The 24,021-nt window shown below is 46.6% G+C and carries 24 protein-coding genes; 11 read left to right on the top strand and 13 right to left on the bottom strand.

Annotation, left to right across the window (positions count from 1 at the left end; translation table 11 throughout):
• The first annotated feature begins 281 nt into the window (after positions 1-281).
• On the top strand, positions 282-2,960 hold the full coding sequence (locus SD10_RS18960) for a sodium-translocating pyrophosphatase (RefSeq protein ID WP_046575885.1): 2,679 nt from the start codon (positions 282-284) through the stop codon (positions 2,958-2,960).
• Positions 2,961-3,057: 97 nt separating this feature from the next.
• On the opposite strand, the gene SD10_RS18955 is transcribed toward SD10_RS18960, so the two are convergent.
• The 4 genes from SD10_RS18955 to SD10_RS29480 form a co-directional block, all read right to left on the bottom strand.
• On the bottom strand, positions 3,058-4,290 hold the full coding sequence (locus SD10_RS18955; protein ID WP_082111636.1) for an efflux RND transporter periplasmic adaptor subunit: 1,233 nt from the start codon (positions 4,288-4,290) through the stop codon (positions 3,058-3,060).
• Between the two features lie 220 nt (positions 4,291-4,510).
• Positions 4,511-4,879, bottom strand: coding sequence for a YtxH domain-containing protein (locus SD10_RS18950; RefSeq protein WP_046575883.1), 369 nt, complete (start codon positions 4,877-4,879; stop codon positions 4,511-4,513).
• A 47-nt stretch (positions 4,880-4,926) separates the two neighbouring features.
• On the bottom strand, positions 4,927-5,178 hold the full coding sequence (locus tag SD10_RS18945) for a YtxH domain-containing protein (RefSeq protein WP_046575881.1): 252 nt from the start codon (positions 5,176-5,178) through the stop codon (positions 4,927-4,929).
• A gap of 433 nt (positions 5,179-5,611) precedes the next feature.
• The gene (locus tag SD10_RS29480) at positions 5,612-5,779 is read right to left on the bottom strand and encodes a lmo0937 family membrane protein (RefSeq protein WP_148562557.1); all 168 of its coding nucleotides are present in this window, start codon (positions 5,777-5,779) and stop codon (positions 5,612-5,614) included.
• Between the two features lie 491 nt (positions 5,780-6,270).
• Between SD10_RS29480 and SD10_RS18940 the strand changes: the two genes are divergently transcribed.
• The gene (locus tag SD10_RS18940; protein ID WP_046575879.1) at positions 6,271-6,645 is read left to right on the top strand and encodes a response regulator; all 375 of its coding nucleotides are present in this window, start codon (positions 6,271-6,273) and stop codon (positions 6,643-6,645) included.
• Between the two features lie 92 nt (positions 6,646-6,737).
• Complete coding sequence (locus SD10_RS18935; protein WP_046575877.1) at positions 6,738-8,210, top strand: sigma-54-dependent transcriptional regulator; 1,473 nt, start codon at positions 6,738-6,740, stop codon at positions 8,208-8,210.
• Positions 8,211-8,295: 85 nt separating this feature from the next.
• Here the strand turns inward: SD10_RS18935 and SD10_RS18930 are convergent, their stop codons facing one another.
• Positions 8,296-8,940, bottom strand: a complete 645-nt coding sequence (locus SD10_RS18930) for a porin family protein (protein WP_046575876.1) — start codon at positions 8,938-8,940, stop codon at positions 8,296-8,298.
• Positions 8,941-9,600: 660 nt separating this feature from the next.
• On the opposite strand from SD10_RS18930, the gene SD10_RS18925 reads away from it, so the two are divergent.
• The 6 genes from SD10_RS18925 to SD10_RS18900 all read left to right on the top strand — a co-directional run bounded on the left by SD10_RS18925 (position 9,601) and on the right by SD10_RS18900 (position 14,159).
• The gene (locus tag SD10_RS18925) at positions 9,601-10,020 is read left to right on the top strand and encodes a response regulator (RefSeq protein WP_046575874.1); all 420 of its coding nucleotides are present in this window, start codon (positions 9,601-9,603) and stop codon (positions 10,018-10,020) included.
• A 175-nt stretch (positions 10,021-10,195) separates the two neighbouring features.
• On the top strand, positions 10,196-11,674 hold the full coding sequence (locus tag SD10_RS18920) for a hybrid sensor histidine kinase/response regulator (RefSeq protein ID WP_046575872.1): 1,479 nt from the start codon (positions 10,196-10,198) through the stop codon (positions 11,672-11,674).
• A gap of 263 nt (positions 11,675-11,937) precedes the next feature.
• The gene (locus tag SD10_RS18915) at positions 11,938-12,171 is read left to right on the top strand and encodes a DUF2188 domain-containing protein (protein ID WP_227699019.1); all 234 of its coding nucleotides are present in this window, start codon (positions 11,938-11,940) and stop codon (positions 12,169-12,171) included.
• A 168-nt stretch (positions 12,172-12,339) separates the two neighbouring features.
• Entirely contained in the window at positions 12,340-12,618 is a 279-nt protein-coding gene (locus SD10_RS18910; protein ID WP_227699018.1) for a hypothetical protein, read from the top strand.
• Between the two features lie 94 nt (positions 12,619-12,712).
• Positions 12,713-13,216 carry a pyridoxamine 5'-phosphate oxidase family protein gene (locus SD10_RS18905; protein WP_046575866.1) on the top strand — a complete coding sequence of 168 codons (504 nt, stop codon included), beginning with the start codon at positions 12,713-12,715 and terminating at the stop codon, positions 13,214-13,216.
• 214 nt (positions 13,217-13,430) lie between these two features.
• Entirely contained in the window at positions 13,431-14,159 is a 729-nt protein-coding gene (locus SD10_RS18900) for a DUF3891 family protein (protein WP_046575864.1), read from the top strand.
• A gap of 134 nt (positions 14,160-14,293) precedes the next feature.
• Here SD10_RS18900 and glgX read toward each other — a convergent pair whose 3' ends face one another.
• The 5 genes from glgX to SD10_RS18875 all read right to left on the bottom strand — a co-directional run bounded on the left by glgX (position 14,294) and on the right by SD10_RS18875 (position 18,583).
• Positions 14,294-16,423 carry a glycogen debranching protein GlgX gene (glgX, locus tag SD10_RS18895; RefSeq protein WP_046575862.1) on the bottom strand — a complete coding sequence of 710 codons (2,130 nt, stop codon included), beginning with the start codon at positions 16,421-16,423 and terminating at the stop codon, positions 14,294-14,296.
• 142 nt (positions 16,424-16,565) lie between these two features.
• Entirely contained in the window at positions 16,566-17,021 is a 456-nt protein-coding gene (locus tag SD10_RS18890) for a ferritin-like domain-containing protein (protein WP_046575860.1), read from the bottom strand.
• 202 nt (positions 17,022-17,223) lie between these two features.
• The gene (locus tag SD10_RS18885) at positions 17,224-17,574 is read right to left on the bottom strand and encodes a DUF3140 domain-containing protein (RefSeq protein ID WP_046575859.1); all 351 of its coding nucleotides are present in this window, start codon (positions 17,572-17,574) and stop codon (positions 17,224-17,226) included.
• Positions 17,575-17,576: 2 nt separating this feature from the next.
• The gene (locus tag SD10_RS18880) at positions 17,577-17,795 is read right to left on the bottom strand and encodes a hypervirulence associated TUDOR domain-containing protein (RefSeq protein ID WP_046575858.1); all 219 of its coding nucleotides are present in this window, start codon (positions 17,793-17,795) and stop codon (positions 17,577-17,579) included.
• 74 nt (positions 17,796-17,869) lie between these two features.
• Positions 17,870-18,583, bottom strand: a complete 714-nt coding sequence (locus SD10_RS18875) for an OmpA family protein (RefSeq protein ID WP_046575856.1) — start codon at positions 18,581-18,583, stop codon at positions 17,870-17,872.
• Positions 18,584-19,024: 441 nt separating this feature from the next.
• Here SD10_RS18875 and SD10_RS18870 point away from each other — a divergent pair, with 441 nt between their 5' ends.
• Complete coding sequence (locus tag SD10_RS18870; protein WP_046575854.1) at positions 19,025-20,224, top strand: lipase family protein; 1,200 nt, start codon at positions 19,025-19,027, stop codon at positions 20,222-20,224.
• Here the strand turns inward: SD10_RS18870 and SD10_RS18865 are convergent.
• The 3 genes from SD10_RS18865 to SD10_RS18855 form a co-directional block, all read right to left on the bottom strand.
• On the bottom strand, positions 20,184-21,329 hold the full coding sequence (locus SD10_RS18865) for a hypothetical protein (protein WP_046575852.1): 1,146 nt from the start codon (positions 21,327-21,329) through the stop codon (positions 20,184-20,186). The genes SD10_RS18870 and SD10_RS18865 overlap by 41 nt on opposite strands.
• Before the next feature lie 36 nt (positions 21,330-21,365).
• Entirely contained in the window at positions 21,366-22,031 is a 666-nt protein-coding gene (locus SD10_RS18860) for a response regulator transcription factor (protein WP_046575851.1), read from the bottom strand.
• 72 nt (positions 22,032-22,103) lie between these two features.
• On the bottom strand, positions 22,104-23,405 hold the full coding sequence (locus SD10_RS18855; RefSeq protein ID WP_046575850.1) for a sensor histidine kinase: 1,302 nt from the start codon (positions 23,403-23,405) through the stop codon (positions 22,104-22,106).
• A 220-nt stretch (positions 23,406-23,625) separates the two neighbouring features.
• On the opposite strand from SD10_RS18855, the gene SD10_RS18850 reads away from it, so the two are divergent.
• Positions 23,626-24,018 carry a DUF1573 domain-containing protein gene (locus SD10_RS18850; RefSeq protein ID WP_052731223.1) on the top strand — a complete coding sequence of 131 codons (393 nt, stop codon included), beginning with the start codon at positions 23,626-23,628 and terminating at the stop codon, positions 24,016-24,018.
• Positions 24,019-24,021: the final 3 nt, after the last annotated feature.

Below are 24,021 nucleotides of genomic sequence, written 5' to 3'. Positions count from 1 at the left end.
TTGTATAAGAGTATACCGGACAAATCATATTTAGGTAATAGGAATAATGTTCGTTTGCTATAGCTGTTATAAGTCGTTATGCCAAAACTTTCTTCTGAACTTACGTTGCTGAAGAGCTACTTCCAAACTTTGGTGCCATTTGGCATTATGTAATTAAGAATCTCCTTGAATAACCGAAAAAAACCTCAAAAAAAGTCAACAAACGAGTTTTTTAGGTTGGGTTATGGGCGGTCAAATTCTATCTTTGCGAGCAATCAAAACTCTAACCTTTAGCTATTTCTATGAATTACAGTGTTTATCTGGTCCCCATATTAGGCATTGTTGGCCTGCTGGTGATGTTTACCAAATTCATGTGGGTTTCGAAACAGGACGCTGGCGATGCTCGGATGCAGGAAATTGCAGGCTACATTGCCGACGGGGCCATCGCTTTTCTTAAAGCAGAATGGCGTGTCCTGACCTATTTCGGTATTATTGTAGCCCTTTTATTAGCCTACATGGGTAGCCTGGTACCCAACTCCAGTCCAATCATAGGTATTTCATTTGTCCTTGGGGCCTTTTTATCGGCATTGGCAGGATACATTGGTATGAACATCGCTACCAAAGCAAACGTCCGTACCGCCCATGCCGCCCGTACCAGCCTGACTAAAGCCCTCGAAGTGTCCTTTACCGGTGGTTCGGTGATGGGAATCGGTGTGGCCGGTATTGCAGTACTGGGTTTGGGAAGTCTGTTCATTATTCTCTATAAATTATACGTCGAACCATCGGGTGATGTCAACGGCCTGCCGATGGAGAAGGCTCTTGAAGTGCTGGCGGGTTTCTCGCTCGGTGCCGAGTCGATTGCGTTGTTCGCTCGTGTGGGCGGTGGTATTTATACGAAAGCGGCCGACGTTGGCGCTGACCTTGTGGGTAAAGTAGAAGCCGGTATTCCCGAGGATGATCCGCGTAACCCAGCCACCATTGCCGATAACGTGGGCGATAACGTGGGCGACGTAGCCGGTATGGGTGCCGATTTATTTGGCTCTTATGTAGCTACCATTCTGGCTACCATGGTGTTGGGTCGCGAAATCGTTATTCCTGGTGATCCCATTATCGGTCATGCGCCTATTGTGCTACCGATGGTTATTGCAGGGTTGGGCCTTATTTTTTCCATCATCGCTACCTATTTCGTACGTGTTAAAGATGACAACGGTAACGTTCAGGGAGCACTGAATCTGGGTAACTGGGCTTCAATTGTTATCACACTCATTGCGTCTTACTTTCTGGTCAATGCGATGCTACCGACTGGTACGATGGAGATCCGGGGTGTTGAGTTTACCCGGATGGATGTGTTTTTTGCTATCGTAACGGGTCTGGTTGTGGGGGCGCTGATGAGTATCATCACGGAATACTACACCGCTATGGGTCGTCGTCCAGTATTGTCCATTATTCGTCAGTCGGCAACGGGAGCGGCTACCAACATCATCGGCGGTTTGTCGGTCGGTATGGAATCGACGGTATTGCCAATTCTGGTCCTGGCCGCTGGTATTTATACCTCGTATCACTTTGCTGGCTTGTATGGAGTCGCTATCTCAGCCGCAGGTATGATGGCTACAACGGCTATGCAGTTGGCCATTGATGCTTTTGGGCCTATTGCCGACAACGCTGGTGGTATTGCCGAAATGAGTTACCTGCCCGAAGAAGTGCGCGGCCGTACCGACATTCTCGATGCCGTAGGTAACACGACCGCTGCCAGTGGTAAAGGATTCGCTATTGCCTCGGCTGCGTTGACGGCGCTGGCACTGTTTGCCGCGTTTGTGGGTTTGTCTGGAATTTCAGCGATTGACATTTATAAAGCCGATGTATTGGCTGGCCTGTTTGTGGGTGGCATGATTCCTTATATTTTCTCGTCGCTGGCCATTGCGGCTGTAGGGCGGGCGGCTATGGCCATGGTAGAAGAAGTTCGTCGCCAGTTTCGGGAGATCCCAGGAATTATGGAAGGCACAGGCAAGCCGGAATACGAAAAATGCGTAGCCATTTCCACCCAGGCGTCTATCCGCGAGATGGTCTTGCCGGGAGCCATTGCGCTGACCGTACCCGTTATTGTTGGGTTCATTTTTGGCCCTGAAGTGCTTGGAGGCTTGTTAGCGGGTGTTACCGTATCAGGTGTTTTAATGGGTATTTTCATGAATAACGCCGGTGGTGCCTGGGATAACGCCAAGAAGTCGTTTGAGAAAGGCGTTTTGATCAATGGCGAAATGTTCTACAAAAAGTCTGAACCGCACAAAGCGTCAGTAACAGGCGATACGGTTGGCGATCCATTTAAAGATACCTCTGGTCCGTCGATGAACATTCTGATCAAACTGATGTCTATCGTGTCGCTGGTTATCGCACCTTACATCGCCGTTCCCTCGTCGGAGACGCCGGGTTATAATCGTGAAGGCAAGGAAGCGGCCGGTACCGAAGTTCCTTTAGAAGAATCGACGGCGGCTGATAATGACATCGTTAGTACACCAAACGAGCGCCTGGGAGCTTTCAGCCTTCAGAAACTGACAAGCGGTGTCGAGCTGAATATTCCTGAACTAGGTATCGAAAATAAACTGCTGACGTTTATAAAGGGCGATAAGGCGGTTGATAAAACCACCTGGTTCGACTTCGACCGGCTAACGTTCGAAACGGGTAAAGCTACTCTTAAGTCCGAGTCGCAGGAGCAGTTGAAGAATATTGCCGAAATTTTGAAAGCATACCCAGCAGTAAATGTCAAATTAGGTGGTTATACCGACAATACGGGCAATGCTGCCAGTAACCTGAAGCTTTCTCAGGACCGGGCGAATTCGGTACGCGCTGAACTTGAAAAAATGGGTATTGATAAAGATCGTCTGGAGGCAGAAGGGTATGGGCAGGAGCACCCTGTTGCCTCGAACGATACCAAGGAGGGCCGGGCGCAGAACCGCCGGATTTCCATTCGGGTCACGAAAAAGTAAGTTATCTGATTGGTTATTGAAGTTGTTCAACCAGAAAAGCCAGTCCTTAGTTGGGCTGGCTTTTCTAATATAGGCTAGTACTTGTTAACGTGATTGCTTAACTACCCAATGCATTATAAATCAGTAATTGGTTTGTCGTCACAATCCGGTCGCCGGGAGCGACACCGCTCGCGAGATACGTTTTCTGACCAATCGTTTTGTAGATTTCTACTTCACGTACGATGGGCTGATTGGCTTTGTTGACCATCACGACAAAGTTGCGATTCTTGTCGAAAACAACGGCCCCAGCCGGAATTGCAATGCGCTGATCATGACCAGCATAGGTTACGCTGACATTCGCAAACATTTCGGGTTTGAGCCGGTAGTCTGCATTATTGAGCGTGACGCGTACCCGTAGCGTTTTGCTATCGGGATCGAGTACGTTGAAAATTTTATCGATCTTTCCCCGAAAGATCTTGTCCGGGTAGGAGATCGTCGTAATCGTCGCAGCGTCACCTTCGTGCACATTGGCTAAGTCAGACTCATACACATTAGCCAGCACCCAGACACGCTCCAGGTTCGAAACAGTAAACAGATTCTCTGGATCGTCGGAGCGGAGTTCCATGCCGGGGGAGGCTGTCTTTTCCACAACAAACCCACTCATTGGTGCTTTAACCAGATAAACAGAGCCTGTTCCGCCTACAATCCGACGTCGCTCACCAACGCGGGCCAATTCGCCTTTGGCAGCCTGTAACTGCTCCTGGCTGGCTACTAACTCGCGTTGCGAGCTCAAGCCCGCTTTGGTCATGTCTTCCGTAACCTGTTGATTTTTTTGGGCAACGGCTAACTGACCTTTTGCGGCAACCGTCTGTTGCTCAAGGTCAGCCAAATCGCCAGAGCGAATTACGGCCATAATTTGACCTTTTCGTACATAATCCCCCAAATCGGCTTTTAGGGTTTCGATATGGCCACCAACCAAAGGAAACACCTTCACAACCTGATCCTGATTGAAAGTGACTTTGCCGGTTAAGTTAAGTTCATTCCGGACGTTTTCAAGTTTCGCTGTATCGTAAGTGGCTGTGGCAAGCAGATTATTTTTACGATGCGTACCCTCCGACGAAGATTCCTCTGTTTTGGCCGAACTACCGCCACAATTGCTTAAAAGGGACGTTATCAACAGGGCTGACAGAACATGCAAATAGTGTCTCCAGACCTTATTGGATAGCCTGGAAGGGGATAGAGGTGACACAACTACCAGCAACTGAGCCGGGGGTTGATGCAATAACCGGGTGACAGTGAACCTCATCTGATCGAGCAATTGAGGATACGAAAAAAACGAGTATTTTTTCATGACTATGTTTTCCGTCACAAAGGTCTACCCTGCTAATTAAAGGCCTCTTAAACCAGCATTAAAAGGTTATTAAACCCCTAAACATGCGTAACCCCCACTGTTTTTCAGTGGGGGTTACTTTATAATAACGTTGAGTAAATCGAGTATTTGTACTTAATGGGGAATCTAGGACTAGTAATCGCCTGTTCGACAGGATCGATCGCATCAGACCTAGGTTTTCTTAGCTTACTTTAATCGTTGACTGAGCATTGTCGACACCCGCTTTAGCGTCGTCGGCTAGTTGATCAACCTTATCGTTGTACTGGTCTTTTACCTTGTCTTTGTTAAGAGCAGACTGAGCTTGATCTTTGTATTGGTTGAACTGCTCTTTGGCTTTATCGGTGTACTGGTTCACCTGCGTTTTTGCCTGTTCCAAGCCTTCTTTCACCTGCGATACACCTTTTTCCCACTGGTCTTTCAAGTCACCGGTGTGCTTATTAGCTTCTTCTGTTAGCTTGTCGCGTGTTTCTTTTCCGCTCCGGGGAGCTGTTAAAATTCCGATAACAACACCAGTAATAATACCAGTTAGAAAATCTCTTGTGCTTCTCATTGTTCTATTGTTTTAGGTAAGTGTTTGCTTGATGGCAGCCTAATCTACTACTGCTTTGCTTTGCGTTTTGCCTGGCTAACTAAGTCCTGCGTTTTTTCAGAAGCCGAATCAACGTAATCGTTGTACTGGCTTTTAATGCTTTCCAACCCTTCTTGTAACTGGTCCTGAAGATCTTTGAAAAACGAGTCCGACTCCGACGAAATGCGTTTGCGCGTCTTCTGACCACTCTCAGGAGCAAGCAGAATTCCAACAATAGCGCCAACCGCTAAACCTACTATTATTCCTGGCAATGCTTTCATAGTTTCTAGAACTTTTGTGAATGATTAATTCTATTCTCGATGCCAACCGCATAGAAAATTTTATACCAGTAATGATAATCAACTACTAAGTTATTGACAGTAAGCCATTTGTGTTGCTTCGATGTGGGCTTACCAATCTGAGCAGGTGAGGACTTTTTTCTACAAGGACGTCCACGTTTTACGCAATGCTGCCCCGAGTTTTAGAATCAGTATGAACAAGTTCCCTACAAGTTTAACGGTTATTTGCTGAAATAGCAGTATAAATTTTCTGCAAAAGTGTGTATAAATAAAAATCCCCGCGCTCAACTTGGCGCAGGGATTCCGTACCCACCGTAACTTGTACTTAACCTAAAATGAGATCACCTATTGACTAGGAATGTTTTTGTAATAGACATTATTCGTTAAAACAATATCGTAAGAGGTACTTCTCTTCTCATACCCCGCGTCCCTGAATCAGGCGCAGAATAATTGCAATCACTGCAATCACCAATAGTATATGAATCAAACCACTACTTGCAATGCCAGTTCCCAGAACGCCCAGGAAGCCGAGGAGCCAGATAATGATGAGTATCACAGCTATTGTATAAAGAAGGTTTCCCATTATGTTCGTGAGTAAATCAGAAAAAGCTATCTCGCTGTTGTTATCTAGATTAGAAAAATCTGTGCCAAAGAGTTGGAATGTCAATTTCTAAAGAAGGCATAGTGCCTGGAAATGCCTTATAGGCTTGTAAATGAGCTAATAATAAACATATTTATGTCATATGATTAGTTCTTGTGTAGTTAGACGAAATTCTGTAGGTTGTGGAAAAATTTCCACATGTGTAGAATAACCGTAGAAAAACAGCCCGTTCGCAACGACGTTTACAAACTATACGTTTGAGATAGCAACCGTCAAATTAGGAGCAAAAAAATCGCAATCAGTTAGTTTATTGGCTTTTATTAAGTCAAGTGGTACATATTAGGGCATTAGTATCAATTCCGGCATCATATTTTATATAAATAACTATAAATAAGAAATACAAGAAAACGAATATTACCGTGGTAAGACCGATCGTAGGAGCTAATGCGGGCCATCAATTCAGACCAACCGTAATGAATACAACATTTCTTGCTAAGCGAGTGTTGATTGTAGATGATGAAGCAGATATATGCTTGTTGTTATCAGGTTTGTTGCGTCGACTGGGCTACCAGCCGACATGTGCTCATTTTATAGAAGAGGGCCGTCAGTGGCTGGATTCTCAGCAGTTTGACGCTATTTTTCTTGACTTGAACTTGCCGGATGGCTTAGGCTTTGATTTATTGCCCTTCATAAAAGAAGGCCAGAATGTGGCTAAAATCATTATGATAAGTGCTTTCGATGGACAGGCGGAACGCCGTCGGGCCACTGAACAGGGAGCTGATTATTTTATTGGAAAACCATTCACGCGTCGATCTGTGGAGACGGCTTTGCAAACCATTCAGGTTTGAGTAACTTTGTTTATATAGCCAACGAAGGCTTGTGAATAATGCACTTGGTCGTATACTAGGTGTAGCTCAACTGAACAAGCTACTTCCTCTTCATGGAAAAAATACTGATTATTGACGATAACAATGATATATGCCTGTTATTAGAGCGCTTTCTGACAAAGCAGGGATATAAAACGGCGTCGGTGCAGCGGGGCGATGATGGTCTTGTGTTGTTACGGAAAGAGTCGTTTGAATTAGTTATCTGTGATTTTAAACTTCCCGATGTTGATGGGTTGGAAATGCTGCGCCGGATCAAGGTCATGCACCCAACTACAGCCGTTATTATTATTACCGGATATTCAGATGTGCGGGTAGCCGTGCAGACGGTCAAACACGGAGCTTACGATTATGTAACGAAGCCGCTCTATCCCGACGAAATTTTATATACCATCAAAGGCGCGCTCGAACGGCGCAGCCAATCACTGAGTCAGCCCAAAAGCGTTGCACCTGCCACGGCCCAGCCGACAAAGCCAAGCTCTACAAAAGCAGCATCTGCTAAAACACCGCTTGCCCCTGATGGCAAACGATTCATATTTGGCAAAAGCCGGGCGGCTGAACAACTCCAGAAACATATTGACCTGATTGCCCCAACGGATATGTCGGTCATCATTACCGGCGAAACGGGTACGGGAAAGGAATTTGTGGCCAATGCCATTCACCTCAAAAGCAAGCGGGCCGATAAACCTTTTGTGGCCATCGACTGTGGTGCATTGGGGAAAGAGCTGGCCGGTAGTGAATTGTTTGGCCACGTTAAAGGGTCATTCACGGGGGCCATGGCTGATAAAGCCGGTAGTTTTGAGTTTGCCAATGGCGGTACCATTTTCCTGGATGAAATTGGAAACCTGTCGTATGATAACCAAATCAAACTGCTCCGGGTATTGCAGGAACGTAAAATTCGCAGAATCGGTAGTAACCAGGATATACCCGTCGATGTTCGGATTATTGTGGCTACCAATGAAGATTTGCGGGAAGCCGTCCGGCAAGGTAAGTTTCGGGAAGATATTTACCACCGTATTGCCGAGTTTGAAATGCACCTGTCGCCCCTTCGTGAGCGTAAGGCGGACATCATGATTTTTGCCGAACACTTTTTAGAGTCGGCCAATATCCAACTAGAAAAAGAAATTCTAGGTTTCGAAGAAGAAGCCAAAGAGAAGCTCAAGGAATACTATTGGCATGGTAACCTGCGTGAGTTGCAAAACGTCGTAAAACGTTCGGTGCTTCTTACTCAGGGTGATTATATAGAAGCGGATGTCTTGCCGCAGGAGATCGTTTCACCTCAATACCTGACAGCCGAAGATACCGGTAATTCAGGCATTCAAATCAGCTACGATCCGGCCCGGCCCGGCGTACCTGTGTTCAGCCAGTCGGCAGCCAACCTGAAATCGGTTTCAGAAAACGCCGAACGGGCTGCGATCCTGAAAGTCCTTGAAAAAACAGGCTACAATAAAACAAAAGCGGCCGAAGTGCTCAACATCGACCGCAAAACGCTTTACAATAAGTTGAAAGCGTACGATATTCACTTATAAAAGAGCGAAAGAGTTAAAAGTGAAAGGGCGAATGACCTGGTGCATCCAGTTTTCGCCCTTTCACTTTTAACTCTTTCGCTCTTTTTTAATTCAGGCTGAAACCAACCGAGAGTAAGCCAACTCCATTTTTGGCGCTTCCCAGAAGCGTTTTAGCTGCGCCACTGTTTGCAATCTGCTGTAACCCTTGTTCGTACCGGGCACCAATAAAGGCCTTCCCAAAGTAGATATTAAGGCCACCCGCAACACCGTAATCGACTTTATTGAAATTGTCCCGATTGATGGCGCCAGCGCCTACGCCAAAGTCTCCGTTTGAATTGACATTGGAATTAAGCAGATATGATACATAAGGGCCCGCCTGTAGTTCAACGGCCTGGCCTAATTTAAACGTAGCCAATACGGGTAGTTCGGCATAATTGAGTTTAAACGTATTTTTTCCGTTAAATCCGAGGATGTTATAATCAGCTGATGCTCCTTTTGTCATGTAAAGCAACTCCGGCTGAATAGCAAAAAACTCACCAATGGGTGCCTGAGCGAATACGCCTACATGGAAGCCGATGCGTTCATTTTTATTGGTAGCTCCCTGACTGTCATAAAACAGTGAGCTAGCATTTAAACCTCCTTTAACACCTATTCGTGTGCGTCCCTGCGCTAACGCATCAGATGAGTTGAAGATCATGATTCCGGCTACCAGAGTAGCTGTTGCAAACAAAGTGTTGAATGACTTTTTCATATCGGTTAGTGAATTAACGACAGCTACTACGTGCAGCTGTCATGACACACCAATATGTTAAAATCGTGCCAAGTCCGTTAAAATAGGCTGTATTGGCGCTATAGTGTTGTATTATACTCATTTGCAATAAAGTAAGGTAGTGCTTATTTGACGGTTACTGGCCCGTTGGTGCGGAAGAAGTTCCCCAAATTGTGGAAGACATCATTCAAATTTCTATAAGAATACTATTGGGGAAATAGGATAGAGCTGAATAAAATAATTGAGGGAGGGAAAGGTAGATTTAGGCACTTTCCGCCCTATAGTCCTTAGGCTGGCTTACTTGGTATAAACTACATTTTTGTACGATTAATTAAGATTATTTTCAGCCCGTTTCTTTTATCATCCTCAATAAGTATCTGCATAGCGAAAAGGTAAACTAACTGCTCTAAAATCAAGTGGATGGGCGGCTTATTTAGCTATTGGAAAAAGTTAAAATTAATGTTTTTTAGTATCTTTGAATGGTAAGAATAGCTTTATGGGTAAACGAGTAAAGGCCACTTAGGCTGGTCTGTAGCTGTTAGCTTTTTTTACTATATCAAATAGAAAGTTAGAATTAGCATCATTACTGTAGCCGTAACTACTTTGTCCAACTTTAATGACATGCCTCGTAAACCAGCTCTCATGACCATTCTTATAGCCGATGACGATTCCGATGATCGATTGTTCATGGAACGCGCGCTTCGCCAGAGTGGGTACACCCAGACAATACAGTTTGTTGAAGATGGGGAAGAATTGATGGAGTACTTAAACCAAAGCGGACGATATGCCGATCAGAATGTACCCTGGCCCGATTTGTTGATTTTAGACCTGAACATGCCCCGTAAAAATGGCTTCCAGGCACTTCGCGAGATTAAGGATGACGCCAAGTTGCGTCGACTTCCGGTGGTGGTCATGACTACCTCTTCTGCGGATGAAGATATCTTAAAAACCTATACCCTTGGCGTTAATTCATTCGTTACAAAGCCATTCAACTTTAACCGTCTGGTGGAGATGGTTGGGGCTTTAAAAACCTACTGGATGGACACCGTTAAATTACCTTAAATAGTGCCTCCGTTATACTTTTGTGCAAGATTATTAAGTTACTGAATTGCTTCTTATTTAGTGACTGTGAACGGGTGAAAAAATGTACAATTAATGACAAGCCCAGCAGCTAAATCATTGAGCGTCTACTTAGAAGCCGACTAATTACGAATACCAACTAACTGCACTTTATTTTATGACTCCTGCTGCGGTATTACTTGACGTTGCTGATGAAAAAGAGACAATTCGTGTCTTGTTGATTGAAGACGACGAAGATGATTACTTACTGACAAAAGCACTTGTATCAGCGAAAGAGAATGCGACAATCAAACTCGATTGGGTTGATAGTTATGACCTCGCTTTAGAAACCATTGATACGCACAAGCATGACGTTTACCTGGTTGATTACCGATTAGGGCATCATACAGGTATTGATCTTATTCAAGAGGCTTTCCGGAGAGGTTGCCGAGCGCCTATGATCCTGCTTACAGGGCAGGATGACTTAACCGTCGATCAATCGGCCCTCGAACTTGGAGCTGCCGATTATCTGGTAAAAGGCCGGATTGATGCGCAGCTTCTGGGTCGTAGTATTCGGTATGCGCTCCGGCAAGCCAGTGTGCTGGCTGAAGTCGCTCAGAAGGAAAACAAGTACCGCTCCCTCTTTGAGCGCTCGATAGATGCCATTTTTGTGGCCAACAACGAAATGCGCTTTCAGGACGCCAATTCATCAGTGGAACGCTTGTTGGGCTACAGCCGGGATGAACTCCGCATCCTGAATCCTGCCCGTTTGTTTGCTGACCTCGATCAGCTACGAAAACTTCGTTTTAATGTCCGGGAACATGGCCAGATAAAAGACTTCGAAACAAACCTTATCCACCGAAGTGGTCGCAAACGAATTTGCCTGATTTCCGTTTGGGCCGTCGATGACCCGGCTGGCCGTCCGGAATGGTATCAGGGAATTGTGCGGGATATCACCGAACAGAAAAAGGCACAGCAAGACTTAATTCTGGCCGAAAAGCTGACTATGACGGGTAAAATTGCCCGTAGTATTGCCCATGAAGTCCGTAATCCGCTCACTAATCTTAGCCTGGCTTTGGAACAGCTAAAAGATGAGCTAGATACGGACAATGAGTACATTACAATGTTCACCGACATCATTGGCCGGAATGTAGACCGTATTGGTCAGCTTATTACGGAGATGCTTAACTCATCGAAGCCACGCGATCTGGACCGCAAAAAGCAGGATTTTAACCTGGTTGTTAAGGAAACGCTGCAACTGGTCAGTGATCGTATTAAACTGAAGCGGATGCGCCTTGAAACAAGCTTCGTTACTGACGACTGCAACGCGCTGATTGACCGTGATCAGGTGAAGACAGCGCTGCTGAATATACTGGTCAATGCTGTAGAAGCCATGCAGGAAGGTAAAGGAATATTAGTGGTTAAAACCAACTGCACGGATGACAAACGAGTTTTTGTGGAAGTAACCGACAATGGTGGAGGTATTAATGAAACGGACAGACAACGACTATTTGACCCATTTTTTACAGGAAAATCGGGTGGCATGGGCTTAGGGCTAACAGCCACCCAGAACATCATTAATAGCCATAAAGGATCTATCGAAGTGGAGAGTCAATTAGGGCTAGGCACCACATTTCGACTATACTTTCCTAAATAAAGACGCCTTTAGTCAGGTGATACCCTGATTAGCGAAGAAAGCCAGTTTCCTAACGGAGCTGGCTTTTTTTGTGGACCCCACTGGGTATAAAAATACCCACCTCTCTAACTTTTTTCCCCAAGCTAGTAAACAATCTGTTCACTTTGTCCTGGTTAAATACTTAATCATAAATTATAAATTATTGAGAATCAGAAGCCTAATAGGATTTATAGGAAACGGCCGCACCTGGCGCTGATACTGGCATAATATAAGCTATTATACAAATGAACCTACACGTCAACGCTATGTGGTCTACTTCACACTTTCCGGCGGCTATGCGGTCGCTAAACCCTACGACTCGGGCGAAAGCAATCGAGATTGCCAATAACTTGCTCGAACAGGGCCAGTTTGATAACCATCGAGTAGTGGCTATGAGTATTGACGAAGCTCGTCGCTGGGCGCGCTTAAGCCGCACCGAATCTGGCTGGGCTGGCGCTAACGTAGGAACCTTTGCCTGATTAATTTGAAACCTGAAGATAGTATTCGTCATGATTTGGAAGAAGACCATTTACGACACGTTAACCAGTTGTTCTACTCTTTGTAATGAATTCGCAACAGAGTGCTCAAACTCGGATGACATTGAAAACTGTTATCGCAGTATTTTTTTGAACCTCGACTGCGCTGATATGTGTCGTAATCTGGCTATGCTGTATGTGCGCGGTTCGGAGAACGCTCGTTTACTGGCAACTGCCTGTATCGAGGTATGCGAAAAATGCGCGCAGGAGGTATTACAGTTCAACTCTGAACGGAGCAACCAAGTGTACGCTATGTGTCAGCAAACGATTTGCAGTTGCGTAAACATTATCGACATGGGGAACCAGACGGAAATGGAAGCGAAAAACCCAGTCGTAACGCCAGCATCGCTGTTTTATGGAATAGATTTGCGCGAAACACTATTTAACTAAGCAATAAACGGTCGAGCGGCCTTTTTGAGTAGATTCAGTAGTATTACTCGTTGGCCTATCGTTTATAAGTTGCTTATCGATTAATCTCAACGTTATGGAAACGAAACAACAAACAAATAAGCAGTTGGAAAAAGTTAGCGATCTAATCGAAGACATTCGCATCGCTATGCTGACAACTGTAGATGAACAGGGAAATCTGGTAAGTCGTCCAATGGCTGCCCTCCAGGTAGATGAAGACGGGACAATTTGGTTCTTCACCAAACGGACATCGCCCAAAGTCGACCAGATCGAGAACAACCAGCATAAAGTCAACGTATCGTTTGCCGACGTGAGCGATGCTAGTTATGTATCCGTGTCGGGTACGGCACAGGAGTTGGATGATCGCGCTAAAGTAGATGAGCTATGGAATCCTCAGGCTAAAGCCTGGTTCCCAAAAGGGAAGGATGATCCTGAACTGATCCTGCTGAAAGTACATATCGATATGGCTGAATACTGGAATTCGAGCGATAGCACAATGGTTCGGTTATTCCAGCAAGCTACAGCCGCCATTACCGGGAATCCGCCTAAAATGGGGGAGAATGAAAAGGTTTACAACTAATGAACGAATAAATGCATAGAGAGCGGCCTGAAAGCATAGAAAACTTTCAGGCCGCTTTTTTGTAAAATGAATTTAAGTGAAGGCAGATTCTTAAATCTGGCTCGCGAGGTTTCTTCCGATCTATGTGGCTCGTTCGATCTTGAGGAACCACACAAGTCGGTTATTTATTTATAACCGACTTCACCGCTACATCTTATTACGCCGTTAATTTTTTATGATTGTTACCCAAACAGATACCGGCTGGCAAATTATTAATCAGCAGGCGCACGGTCTGCTGGCTGTGCAGGTCGCCTTACATTGGCGTCCTGACAGCCGCCCCGTCAATTGGATAGAAACCCTGATTGCGCTAACGGAACATGATGATGGACAGGATGCCTGGGAAGGGCGAAATCACTTGACCACGGCCGGGGCTCCTCTGCATTTTCAATTACTGCAATATTCGGTAGAACAATGCCGTAAGCTCATTCAGATTGGTTTGCAAAAAAGCCGCTGGAACGCGCTGCTGATGTCGATGCATACCTCTTTCCTGTATGAACCCAAACGGGGGACGGATAAAGAGTTGGATGAGTTTCTGGATCAGCAGGTTACGAATCAAACTAAATGGCGCAAAGAGATCAAAGCGACGAAAAAAGAAGCCGATTATGCCTATGCGTTTCTTCAGTGGTGTGATGCCCTGTCGCTGGTCTTGTGCATGGATCAGGTGCCGCCCGAAAGTCGTCGTCTGGAAGTAAGCCTGGGGCCAGATGGCATCCCGTATTACATCCATCAACGAACAGATGCATCGCTTTCCATGGAGCCGTGGCCTTTCGACACGCCAGCGTTTGCCGTACATGTTGAGACGTTTTTGCTGGATAAATTGGTTTTTAAAAATGATAAACAGCTGTATACCGCGCTCCAGAATGCGCCGGTTGGAGTTAAAGAGTGGACGTTTCGTGAGAAATAATCAATTCATTAACGACTAACAAAATAGGTCCCTTAAACCTGAATAGCAAGGCTTCTTAAAACCTCATGCAATTCTACCAACCAAAAGGGGTCAGAACATTGCGTTCTGACCCCTTTTGGTTGATAAACCTGACCTTATTTGAGTCGTAACAACAGCGACGACCGGCCAGGAACACTAATTTCATGGCCGCCCTTAATGGGGGAGCCATTTGGATGAATCTCGCCAGTATCGGTGTTGACAACGATTTCCCACTGAGAACTTTTACGGCCAATTTTAGGCAGCATAAAGTCAATAGGTTCCCAATAGGCGTTTAGGATCCAGATCAGCTGTTCGTCACCAATATCCTGCCCGTCTTCGGTTTGTTCCGAAACACGCAAGCCATCGATGAAGAGTGCCAGGCAGTGTGTATGCGGATTTTCCAGATCATCGCTTGTCATCTCGCCACCGTTAGGGAGCAGATAAGCCACCTGCTCCCGGTCAAAGAAACGACGTCGGCTCAGGAGCGGAATGGTACGGCGAAGGTCGGTAAGCTGGCTCGTAAACTCGAATAAGGCTTGTTGCTTGTCGTTCCAATGCCAGTCCATCCAGCTAATTTCGCTATCCTGATTATAGCCATTATTGTTGCCCTGCTGTGTCCGGCCGCACTCGTCGCCCATCACCAGCATCGGGGTTCCCTGGCTGAGCAGCATAGTAGTCAGGAAGTTTCGTTTCTGGCGTTCGCGTAGCTCGTTAATAGCCTCATCATCTGTAGGTCCTTCGGCTCCGCAGTTCCAGCTCATATTGTCGTTGGAACCGTCATTGTTATTTTCGCCATTGGCCTCATTGTGCTTGTCATTATAGCTGACCAGATCATTGAGGGTAAAGCCATCATGGGCCGTAATCAGGTTGATACTGTTGGCTGGTGACCGGCCATCATTGGCGTATAAATCGGGACTTCCCAGCAAGCGTATCGCTGTTTCAGCCGCCTTGCTATCGTCACCTTTCCAGAAGGACCGCAGTGAATCCCGGAATTTACCGTTCCACTCCGACCAGCGCACAGGGAAACCACCAACATTATACGACTGAATATCCCAAGGTTCGGCGATGAGCTTCACCCGGGCCAGAATTGGGTCCTGGGCAACGGTATCCAGGAATGACGAAACGGAGCCGAACTCTTCATCGGTCCGAATCAGAGCAGATGCCAGGTCAAAACGGAATCCATCGACGTGCATATCGGTCACCCAATAACGCAGGCTGTCCATAACCAATTGCAGCACGCGGGGATGACTCAGGTTGAATGTATTGCCCGTACCTGTATAATCCATGTAATAGGCTGGATTATCGCCAACCTGATGGTAGTATACTCGATTGTCGATGCCTTTGAAGGAGAGCGTTGGCCCGAGCTGATTACCCTCCGCTGTATGGTTATAGACGACATCCAGAATGACTTCGATGCCTGCCTGGTGCAGATTTTTTACCATCTGCTTGAACTCAACGACCTGCTGGCCTGCCATGCCGGAAGACGAATAGGTATTTTGAGGAGCAAAGAAGCCAATGCTGTTGTAACCCCAATAGCTCTCGTCCGTAAACTGATGCACAGGAAGTAATTCAACGGCCGTGATCCCTAACCGCTTTAGGTAATCAACACTCTCAGGCGTGCCTATTCCGGCATACGTTCCCCGAACGCGCTCGTCAATAGTAGGGTGTAAGTAGGAGAATCCTTTCACATGCATCTCGTAAATAATCGAGCGATGCAGGGGCGTGTCAGGAGCAGTGTCGTCTTCCCAATCGAAAGCCGTATCGATAATAACGCTCTTGGGCATGCTTGGTCCACTATCCTCTTCACTCATCGACAGGATGGCTTCGTTTTTGTGATGCTCCGACGCTTTCTTCGTATAGTCGTATCCTAACCAGGCGTTGTTGTGGTTAACGGGCGCGTTGATTGCGTGGGCATACGGGTCGAGCAGGAGTTTGTTCGGGTTGAAAAAATGGCCCGTTTCCGGTGAATAAGGCCCATCAACCCGAAACCCGTATAATTGTCCAGGGCGAAGTCCTTCAATATAGATGTGCCAAACTAAATCCGTCCGTTCCTCCAGCGTAATACGAGCCACCTCTTCAGCAGGATCGGATGGGTTATATAAACACAAATAAACGGCAGTGGCGTTTTCACTAAATAAGGCAAAGTTTACACCCTCAGTATCATACGTAGCACCCAAAGGATAGGGTTTGCCAGGTCTTGATTTAATTGATTCGAAAAAAGATTTCGATTTGGACTGTTTACTCATAACGTAAATTTATCTGAAGCATTTATATGCTTTCGCAGCATGTTTGTAACGTAACATTCTGTCCATTGGGATTGTTTTTAGAGGGGTATAACACAAAAAAGCCTACCTCCAACGGAGGTAGGCTTTCCAATCCCACCATTCACTACACTACCAAGGCCAAACGAGCCATCGTCGCATTTGCCGTATCGATGCTCTGTTTTTGTTGAAGCAAGAGTTCACGTGTGCTGGCAACTAAATCAGTTTCCTGCAACACAGCATTATAATTTTCAAGGGCTTCCTGATCGCCCCGGTGGCACTCCTCAACGGTGGCTTTGTCGTCGTCGGAGGCAAATGTCGATTTTATGTTGATCCAGGCGCGGTGTAAATCAGCCGCAATACTTGTTCCGTTATCTGGTTCGCCACCCAGCGCCCGAATCTCACGGTCGAGAGACAGCGCAAACTCTGCCCGTTGGCGCGACTGAGCCAGAAACAGACTCTTCAGTTCATTATCTTTTGCATTTTCGGCTGCTTCCTTGTAGCCTTTTTCTGCGTCGTGGCTAAGGGTCAGAAGCCGATTGAGTTGGTCAAGGATTTCTCCTCGTGTTTGTTTTACGTTCATAACGTTTTGTAATTGTGTAGGGTGAATTTGAACAGGTACTTAATTTATAGTTGAGTAAATCAGAAAGTGCATTTTTACGTCATTTAAAGTCAGCAATTAAGTGTAAACTTACTGACTATTAATGTATTGACTTCGTATCCTGGCTGGTGCGTTAGTAACGCTGAAACGAACCAGAATCTAAATTAGTGAGCAAACGGGGCGCTCATTTTTTTTCCGGATCGTGTCCCCAGTTTTTTAACGAGTAACTCCAGTTTGAGCCAGCTACCTTATCGGGACGTTGCGCCATATGCCGTTTGACATAACTTACTACCTTTTCCATGTGCGCATAGTCACTGTCAGACAAGTCACTGGTTTTCTTGTTGAGAATATTGACAATATGATGTCCTGATTGATGACCAATCGACTCATTGTCTCCGTCTTTTGTTTGCCCAACCGACTTGGACTCGTCCGTCTGAAGCCACTTGTCAAGCTGTGAAGCAGACATATTAACGGCTTCATCAAAATCGGCTCGGGCCGATTTTTTCTGGGTATCGTTGAGTTCTGTAGCGCCCATTTTTACTTTTTGTTCTTGGTAACTTCGCTAGCCGATTTCACAATTTTCTTGTCACCCTGTTTGATCACCAAAGCGGGCTCTTCGGCCGATCCTTTACGTTTCACCGTGGCTCCCTGAACCGTTCGTTCAACATCGTCATTGTGAACTTCGGCAACAGTGCCTTTTGCTTTGCCTTTGCCGTAGTTCCAGGTTACTTCGTCGCCCTTTTTTACCGTTGCCATCGCTTTATTAGTTTAGCCAAACAAGTAGATCAGAGTAGTTATAGACACTATGACTACTCTGATCTACCCCTTAATTATTCACCTATTTTGCCATCTTTGGCATCACGCTGCAGTTTCTTGTTCGCAAAAACGGCTACATCTACCCGGCGGTTTTTGCGACGTCCAGCTTCGGTGCTGTTATCTGCAATGGGCTGGGCTTCACCGTATCCTTTTTCGTCTACTCGGGATGTTTTTACGCCCTGTGCTTCCAAAAATTTAGCGACCGCATCGGCCCGTTGTTTCGAGAGCGTCAGGTTGTGCGCATCTGACCCCGTAGCATCAGCATGGCCTTCCACTACTATATCGGTATCTTCGTATTTATTAAGCGATTTAGCAAAATCGATGAGCTGTTGCTTCGTATCTGACTTCAGGGCGTACGAGTCCACGTCAAACAAAATGTCGGAGCCAAGAGATACTTTGATACCCTCACCAACCCGCTCTACCTGCGCATTAGGCATATCGCGTTTCATTTCTTCCGCCTGCTTGTCCATCCGACGGCCAATGACGGCCCCGGCTGCACCACCAACAGTAGCGCCAAGTATAGCGCCCAACGCGGTATTACCTTTCGACTTACCAATCATGCCGCCAATAACAGCGCCACCACTGGCTCCTACAATGCCGCCCTTCTGTGTTTTATTTAACGACTGGGCAGATGATTTACAACTCGTTAAAATGTTGCCTGATAAGATACCGGCGGCCATAAGCATCGCAAGTGACCTGGTTCCGGCTGATTTCAACTGACTATTCATAGTGTTGTGAATATTTGGTACTGACTGTAATTACCCAAACGCTGTACCAGTTTAATCAGAAGACATCTTATATGACAATAAATGCGTTTATAACCTGTTGATAAACAGATCGTAAGGGAAGAAGGAAGGAAAAGCTCCAATTCAGTATTATTCGTAAAGTGTAGTTATTTTATAGAGTAACCGGGAAGTAAGATGCCTATAGTTGTAGAGCGTGTTCCACATAATCCGATGAAAGCTCACCACGGGTATATAGAAGCTTTTAAGCACTTAAAAGCCAATCGTTTTTAGATTCATGTAAAGTCTATCTTTATTTATTGTATATGTTTGATTGACAGTGAGATAGCTTTATTTATTTTTCGTTTATTGTCGGCTGGAGCCAAACGAAAATTGGGTGTGGAACGTTAAAAAGATACTAGGAGGTGTACTTTTCTTTTCTCATCCATGATCTTGTTAAAATCAACAATTTTTCTCTTCCTGCTTGGGGCTATGTTACTCGTTGCGCCAAGTAGTTGTAAGCAATCCAACTCAACAGAATCGGTCACGCCGGTTCCTGCCCGAACACTGGTTAGTAGTGCACTCCTTGGTGAATACACAACCGCTCAGTTGCGTAGTCGTTTTACGGGAGTCAATGCGCCCCTTCAGTTTTTTATCCGGTATGGCATTAAGGCGTATCGGCTGGAGTATACGACAACCAATACGGATGGAAAAACCATCAAGGCGTCTGGTGCGCTAATCATTCCCTCTGTGCCAACGCCGGTTGCTATGATCAGTATGCAGCACGGCACGATTACTAGAGAGGACGACGCTCCATCGAATTTTTACTCAAGCAGCGAAGCGTATAGTTTTGGGTCTGTGTTTGCCTCTCAGGGGTATATCATTGCAGCCCCGGATTACATTGGATACGGTGCATCGAAGGATTTACCGCACACCTATGAACAGCGCAATGGACTGGCCACCGCATCGCTTGATATGATACGCGCTACCCGTGACTTCCTGACCGATCAACAGATCAACTGGGATAAGCGATTGATGATTGCGGGGTATTCAGAAGGGGGTTATGCAACCATGTCTTTGCAAAAGAAAATCGAAGAAGAAACCGGTACCGAATTCAATCTGGTGGCCTCGAGTTGTGGCGCGGGTGCCTATGACAAACCAGCGTTTATGAAGCAGATCATCAACGAAAAGTCATCAGGTGTTGATTATATTAATCGGCTTTATCTTTGGGTGTTGCAAACCTACGACCGGATTTACGGGCTCAATCGACCCGCGTCTGCTTACTTCAAAGAGCCTTATGCTACGCAAATTGCCGCTCAGGGTAATAACGCGACCATCAACGTTAGTCTGAATCAGGCTTTCACCGACAGCTTCAGGCAGGGCATTAACAACGGCACCGACAAGGCTTTTTTGGCCGCTGTTCAGGATAATGACGTGCATGACTGGAAGCCTCGTACGCCCACCCGACTTTATCACGGAGATGCCGATGAGATCGTCAATTTCCTGAATTCACAAAATGCCTACGATGCCATGACAAAACGGGGTGCTACTAATGTTCAGTTGATTCCCATTAAAGGGGCAACTCATGCCACGGGTGTTCTATCATTTATTTTAGGGACATACGATTTCTTCGGGACGATACAGTAAGAATGGTGTAGGCCGCCTGATTGGGTCGTCTGATGCGGCTGCCAACCGTTGTTCGCCCTCGGTCGTCATCATGAATGAGCAGAACCCGGTTGGCATCCAGAAAGGTTAAATCTTCGGCCTTATGACCAGCCGTGTGCAGGGGCTGGCCTTGGGCATTACGCAGGAGTGTAAAGGGTTTGTTGGCATACAAATCATTTGGCGTGATTGTCCAGAGGTAGGCATCGAACTGGCCATTCTGCTCAAGCGAGGTTAGCATCCAGAACCGGTTCCGATATGGATCATATTCCAAACTTGACAGGGCCAGTGGTTTAGGCAAACTGGCATCCGCTTTCGCGATGTCAAAATTGTTAATGATCTTCCAGTCGTCAGACAGGCGAATCCGCTCTCCGTTGCCAGTTTTTTCGATCCGGTACGACACGCTGATGATTTTTGCGCGGTAAGTAAAACTCTCATACGATTTGCCTTCTTCCCGAATCCCAAACAGCAACTGTTTATCCGTAGCCGCTAAGCCTTCAACCTTGAAGTAAGGGAGCGCACCGGGAAACTCATCAGTTGCCAGGAGTTGAGCAATCCGCTGCCGGTAGGCTATCGAGGTGCGGCTGGTATCATCGGGAGCCAGCACGTGCGGATGCTGTTCATCGCCTTTGCGCCAATATAAAATGGTGTTGTAATTATCCCAATCGTGGCTTCCGGACTTCACCCGGTCAAAAGCGGTCGTTAGAAAAACAAAGCCGTTGGCTTGATTGGGTGTCTGGGCGAAATCTTCGTATTTGCGGGTCGTCGAAAAAGCTGGTTGCGTTAGATAAGTGGGTGTTTTGGTCGAATCGCCCAGCGATGCGGGTGTTTTTTCAAATACGGGACTCATCCCGGTAGGCATATCTTTGTCGTTGGCGAAAAACAGATTTTTGCCATCGTATAAAACAGCTGATGCTTCGCACCAGACGGGTTGACCATTGAGTACTGTACCTGCTGTGAAACAGTTGAGTAACCCTTCTTCGGTAATGCTGGCTGAAGCTGGGGCGTTATTCGTAATAAGTTTAGCCGTTTTACAGCCGTAGGCAAGTAAAAAAGCTGTTGTGGCAAGGACAGACAGTCGAAAATTCATTCGGTAAAAATAAAAACACCCTACAAACTAAGTGAATTACTGTCGCAAAATAAATCCGACACTGTGCACATTTTCAATCCGAAGGCTTGCGCTCTGGGCAAGCCGTTTGCGAAGCCGGGAAATAAAAACGTCGAGACTGCGGCCCATAAAATAGTCATCGTCGCCCCAAACGGCCCGTAATAGTTCATCGCGCCGGACGAGCGTGTTGGGCCGGTCGAGGAGGTAAGCCATCACATCGGCTTCGCGTTGAGTGAGTATCTGCGTTTGCCCATGAACCGAAAGCGTTAAATTTTTTCTGTCGAGAAACGTATTTGTGAGCAGGCTGGCTTCTTTAATCGTTCGGCGCAGGAAAATATTGATTTTCAGGAGGAGCTCCTCAACGCTGAAAGGCTTGGTCAGGTAGTCATCGGCACCAAGCCGTAACCCTTGCAGCCGGTCGCTTTTATCTGCCAGCGCACTCAGAAACAGGATCGGGATTTGCGTATTTACAGACCGAATCTGGCGCGCCAGTGTAAAGCCATCTGTTTGGGGCAGCATGACATCCAGCAGGCATAAATCAAATGATTGCGTTTGAAAAGCAACCCAGGCTTCGGGCCCGGTTGTACAATGTGTTACCGCAAAAGGCACATTTTCAAGGGTGTCGCGGACAACAAAGCCGAGATTGATGTCATCTTCGACAAACAGGATATGAGCGGTGTTCAAAGCGAAAGAGATAAAGAATGAATAAACGAAAGAGTGAATACCCAAGAAAAGTGAGTGCAGATAGTCGCTTCGTTACACTACTTTCGCTCCGCTTGGGCACTCACTCTTACGCTCATTCACTCTTACGCTCTTTAAATAAGGGCAGGCGATGGCAAACGTACTTCCCTGATCTGGCTGGCTCGTCAGGGTTAACCGCCAGCCGTGCGCCCGCATGACCTGATGAACGTAATAAAGCCCCAGGCCAAATCCTTTGACGTTGTGGGTGTGGCCGGAGGTGACGCGGAAGAACTGATGAAAAACGGCTTTCTGATGTTCCGGGGCAATGCCAATACCATTGTCTTTAACGGACCAAATCAACTGGCCGCGTTCGAGCCGGGTTTCCAGGAGAACGCAGGGAGTAGTAGTGCAATATTTTAAGGCATTGTCGATCAGGTTATTGAGCGACGTTTCGAGATGATACCGGTCGGCCTGAAGGCGGGCATCTGGTGCCATGAGGCCAAGCGTTACGTAGGGCGCAAATCTGTCCGCAACAGTCGTCATAAGTTCGTGTAGATCAATAACTTCCCGATCAAGCACAAAGCCGTTGCGTTCCGAACGGGCCAATTGCAGGACGCTGTTAATCTGCTTCTGCAACCGCCGACTTTCTTCACCCATGACCCTGGCGTATTGCTTCAGACGGTCGGGTTGTTGAAGAATGGCGTCGGATTGAAGCACGTCGGCCGCCACGCGAATGGTGGAAACGGGCGTTTGAAGTTCGTGGGTAATGTTGTTGATGAAGTCACGCTGTACTTCCGTTAGCCGCCGTTGTTTCAGCACAACGCTCAGCGTATAGCCAAAGAACATAACCACCACCAATACCGCCACTGTGGACCATAGCCAGCCACTCAATTGCCCCGCTACAAAACCCGTTTGGTTCGGAAATCGAATACCGAAGTAGTAAGTGTAGCGCGGAAACTTCGGTAGATTTTTGCCCTGAATACCTGTTGTCAAGGGCGTTGAACTGCTGGTGCTCACATAGGCACCATAGACCATGCGGTCGGTTTCGCAATTATAGATACCATATTCATAATCTGTAATAAGATGGTGTTGTTGAAGCGATCGCTGGATGAAGGCTTCCAGGGTGACCGGATCAATTGGTGCATCGGTGTTGACAATGAAGTAATCAGGCGAAAGCTGTGTGACCGCGTACCGATTGATCGTAAAGTGATTTAGTTGGGCTACGTCATCGGCTACGTCCTGCAAGGCAATGAAGGCTGATTGCCGGAACTGCCGTTCCCGTAGGGCGTAGGCATTTCGCACCCATATCGCCTGCACCGCCAGGATGCCGATGATGGATAAAACCGAAAGTACGATCAATAGACGCAGGCGAGACATAGGTAAAGAGCGGAAGAGTTAATGAGTGAAAGAGCGAATGAACAAATGGAGAAACGGCCGCTCTTTCACTCAAAGATAGCGTCTGAGCTATTGTACCCAACTAATTAACAACTCATTAACAAACGTTAGCAACCGCTTAACAAAGGGACTGCGAAGGGCGGGGTAGGTTTGCATTGTCGCTCAGGTGAGCGGTGTTACAAATCTTATAAACCGTTTTTTTATGAAACGCATCCTATTCTTCGCTTCGCTGATTTTACTGACGGCTTCCATTGCCATGACTGTTCCAGCGGCCCTGTTCAACTGGCGTAGTGCCACCCACGATTTTGGGCGTATTGCCCAAGGCAAGCCCGTTACGGCTGAATACACATTTACCAATACAGGCGAATTACCGCTGGTTATCAATTCAGCAAAAGGCTCCTGCGGTTGTACGGGCGTCGACTACCCAAAAGGTGCGGTGTTACCCGGCCAGACGGGAAAGATCAAGGCGACGTTCAATGCGGCTGCACTAGGCGCATTCAACAAAACCGTTCTGGTTGAATCAAACGCCGAGGGTGGTTCGCAAACGTTGTATCTCAAAGGTGAAGTGGTGAAGGAAGCCGCGTCAGCCCAATAAAAC

This window comes from Spirosoma radiotolerans, assembly GCF_000974425.1.
Classification (GTDB): Bacteria; Bacteroidota; Bacteroidia; order Cytophagales; family Spirosomataceae; genus Spirosoma; species Spirosoma radiotolerans.
The sequence above is the reverse complement of the archived record's forward strand: the minus strand, read 5'-3'. Positions and strand labels throughout refer to the sequence as shown.

What these genes read in the sequence shown, in the direction of transcription:
- SD10_RS18960 (WP_046575885.1), top strand. Translation starts at nt 282, where the DNA reads ATGAATTACAGTGTTTATCTGGTCCCCATATTAGGCATTGTTGGCCTG.
- SD10_RS18955 (WP_082111636.1), bottom strand. Translation starts at nt 4,290, where the DNA reads ATGAAAAAATACTCGTTTTTTTCGTATCCTCAATTGCTCGATCAGATG.
- SD10_RS18950 (WP_046575883.1), bottom strand. Translation starts at nt 4,879, where the DNA reads ATGAGAAGCACAAGAGATTTTCTAACTGGTATTATTACTGGTGTTGTT.
- SD10_RS18945 (WP_046575881.1), bottom strand. Translation starts at nt 5,178, where the DNA reads ATGAAAGCATTGCCAGGAATAATAGTAGGTTTAGCGGTTGGCGCTATT.
- SD10_RS29480 (WP_148562557.1), bottom strand. Translation starts at nt 5,779, where the DNA reads ATGGGAAACCTTCTTTATACAATAGCTGTGATACTCATCATTATCTGG.
- SD10_RS18940 (WP_046575879.1), top strand. Translation starts at nt 6,271, where the DNA reads ATGAATACAACATTTCTTGCTAAGCGAGTGTTGATTGTAGATGATGAA.
- SD10_RS18935 (WP_046575877.1), top strand. Translation starts at nt 6,738, where the DNA reads ATGGAAAAAATACTGATTATTGACGATAACAATGATATATGCCTGTTA.
- SD10_RS18930 (WP_046575876.1), bottom strand. Translation starts at nt 8,940, where the DNA reads ATGAAAAAGTCATTCAACACTTTGTTTGCAACAGCTACTCTGGTAGCC.
- SD10_RS18925 (WP_046575874.1), top strand. Translation starts at nt 9,601, where the DNA reads ATGACCATTCTTATAGCCGATGACGATTCCGATGATCGATTGTTCATG.
- SD10_RS18920 (WP_046575872.1), top strand. Translation starts at nt 10,196, where the DNA reads ATGACTCCTGCTGCGGTATTACTTGACGTTGCTGATGAAAAAGAGACA.
- SD10_RS18915 (WP_227699019.1), top strand. Translation starts at nt 11,938, where the DNA reads ATGAACCTACACGTCAACGCTATGTGGTCTACTTCACACTTTCCGGCG.
- SD10_RS18910 (WP_227699018.1), top strand. Translation starts at nt 12,340, where the DNA reads ATGTGTCGTAATCTGGCTATGCTGTATGTGCGCGGTTCGGAGAACGCT.
- SD10_RS18905 (WP_046575866.1), top strand. Translation starts at nt 12,713, where the DNA reads ATGGAAACGAAACAACAAACAAATAAGCAGTTGGAAAAAGTTAGCGAT.
- SD10_RS18900 (WP_046575864.1), top strand. Translation starts at nt 13,431, where the DNA reads ATGATTGTTACCCAAACAGATACCGGCTGGCAAATTATTAATCAGCAG.
- glgX (WP_046575862.1), bottom strand. Translation starts at nt 16,423, where the DNA reads ATGAGTAAACAGTCCAAATCGAAATCTTTTTTCGAATCAATTAAATCA.
- SD10_RS18890 (WP_046575860.1), bottom strand. Translation starts at nt 17,021, where the DNA reads ATGAACGTAAAACAAACACGAGGAGAAATCCTTGACCAACTCAATCGG.
- SD10_RS18885 (WP_046575859.1), bottom strand. Translation starts at nt 17,574, where the DNA reads ATGGGCGCTACAGAACTCAACGATACCCAGAAAAAATCGGCCCGAGCC.
- SD10_RS18880 (WP_046575858.1), bottom strand. Translation starts at nt 17,795, where the DNA reads ATGGCAACGGTAAAAAAGGGCGACGAAGTAACCTGGAACTACGGCAAA.
- SD10_RS18875 (WP_046575856.1), bottom strand. Translation starts at nt 18,583, where the DNA reads ATGAATAGTCAGTTGAAATCAGCCGGAACCAGGTCACTTGCGATGCTT.
- SD10_RS18870 (WP_046575854.1), top strand. Translation starts at nt 19,025, where the DNA reads ATGATCTTGTTAAAATCAACAATTTTTCTCTTCCTGCTTGGGGCTATG.
- SD10_RS18865 (WP_046575852.1), bottom strand. Translation starts at nt 21,329, where the DNA reads ATGAATTTTCGACTGTCTGTCCTTGCCACAACAGCTTTTTTACTTGCC.
- SD10_RS18855 (WP_046575850.1), bottom strand. Translation starts at nt 23,405, where the DNA reads ATGTCTCGCCTGCGTCTATTGATCGTACTTTCGGTTTTATCCATCATC.
- SD10_RS18850 (WP_052731223.1), top strand. Translation starts at nt 23,626, where the DNA reads ATGAAACGCATCCTATTCTTCGCTTCGCTGATTTTACTGACGGCTTCC.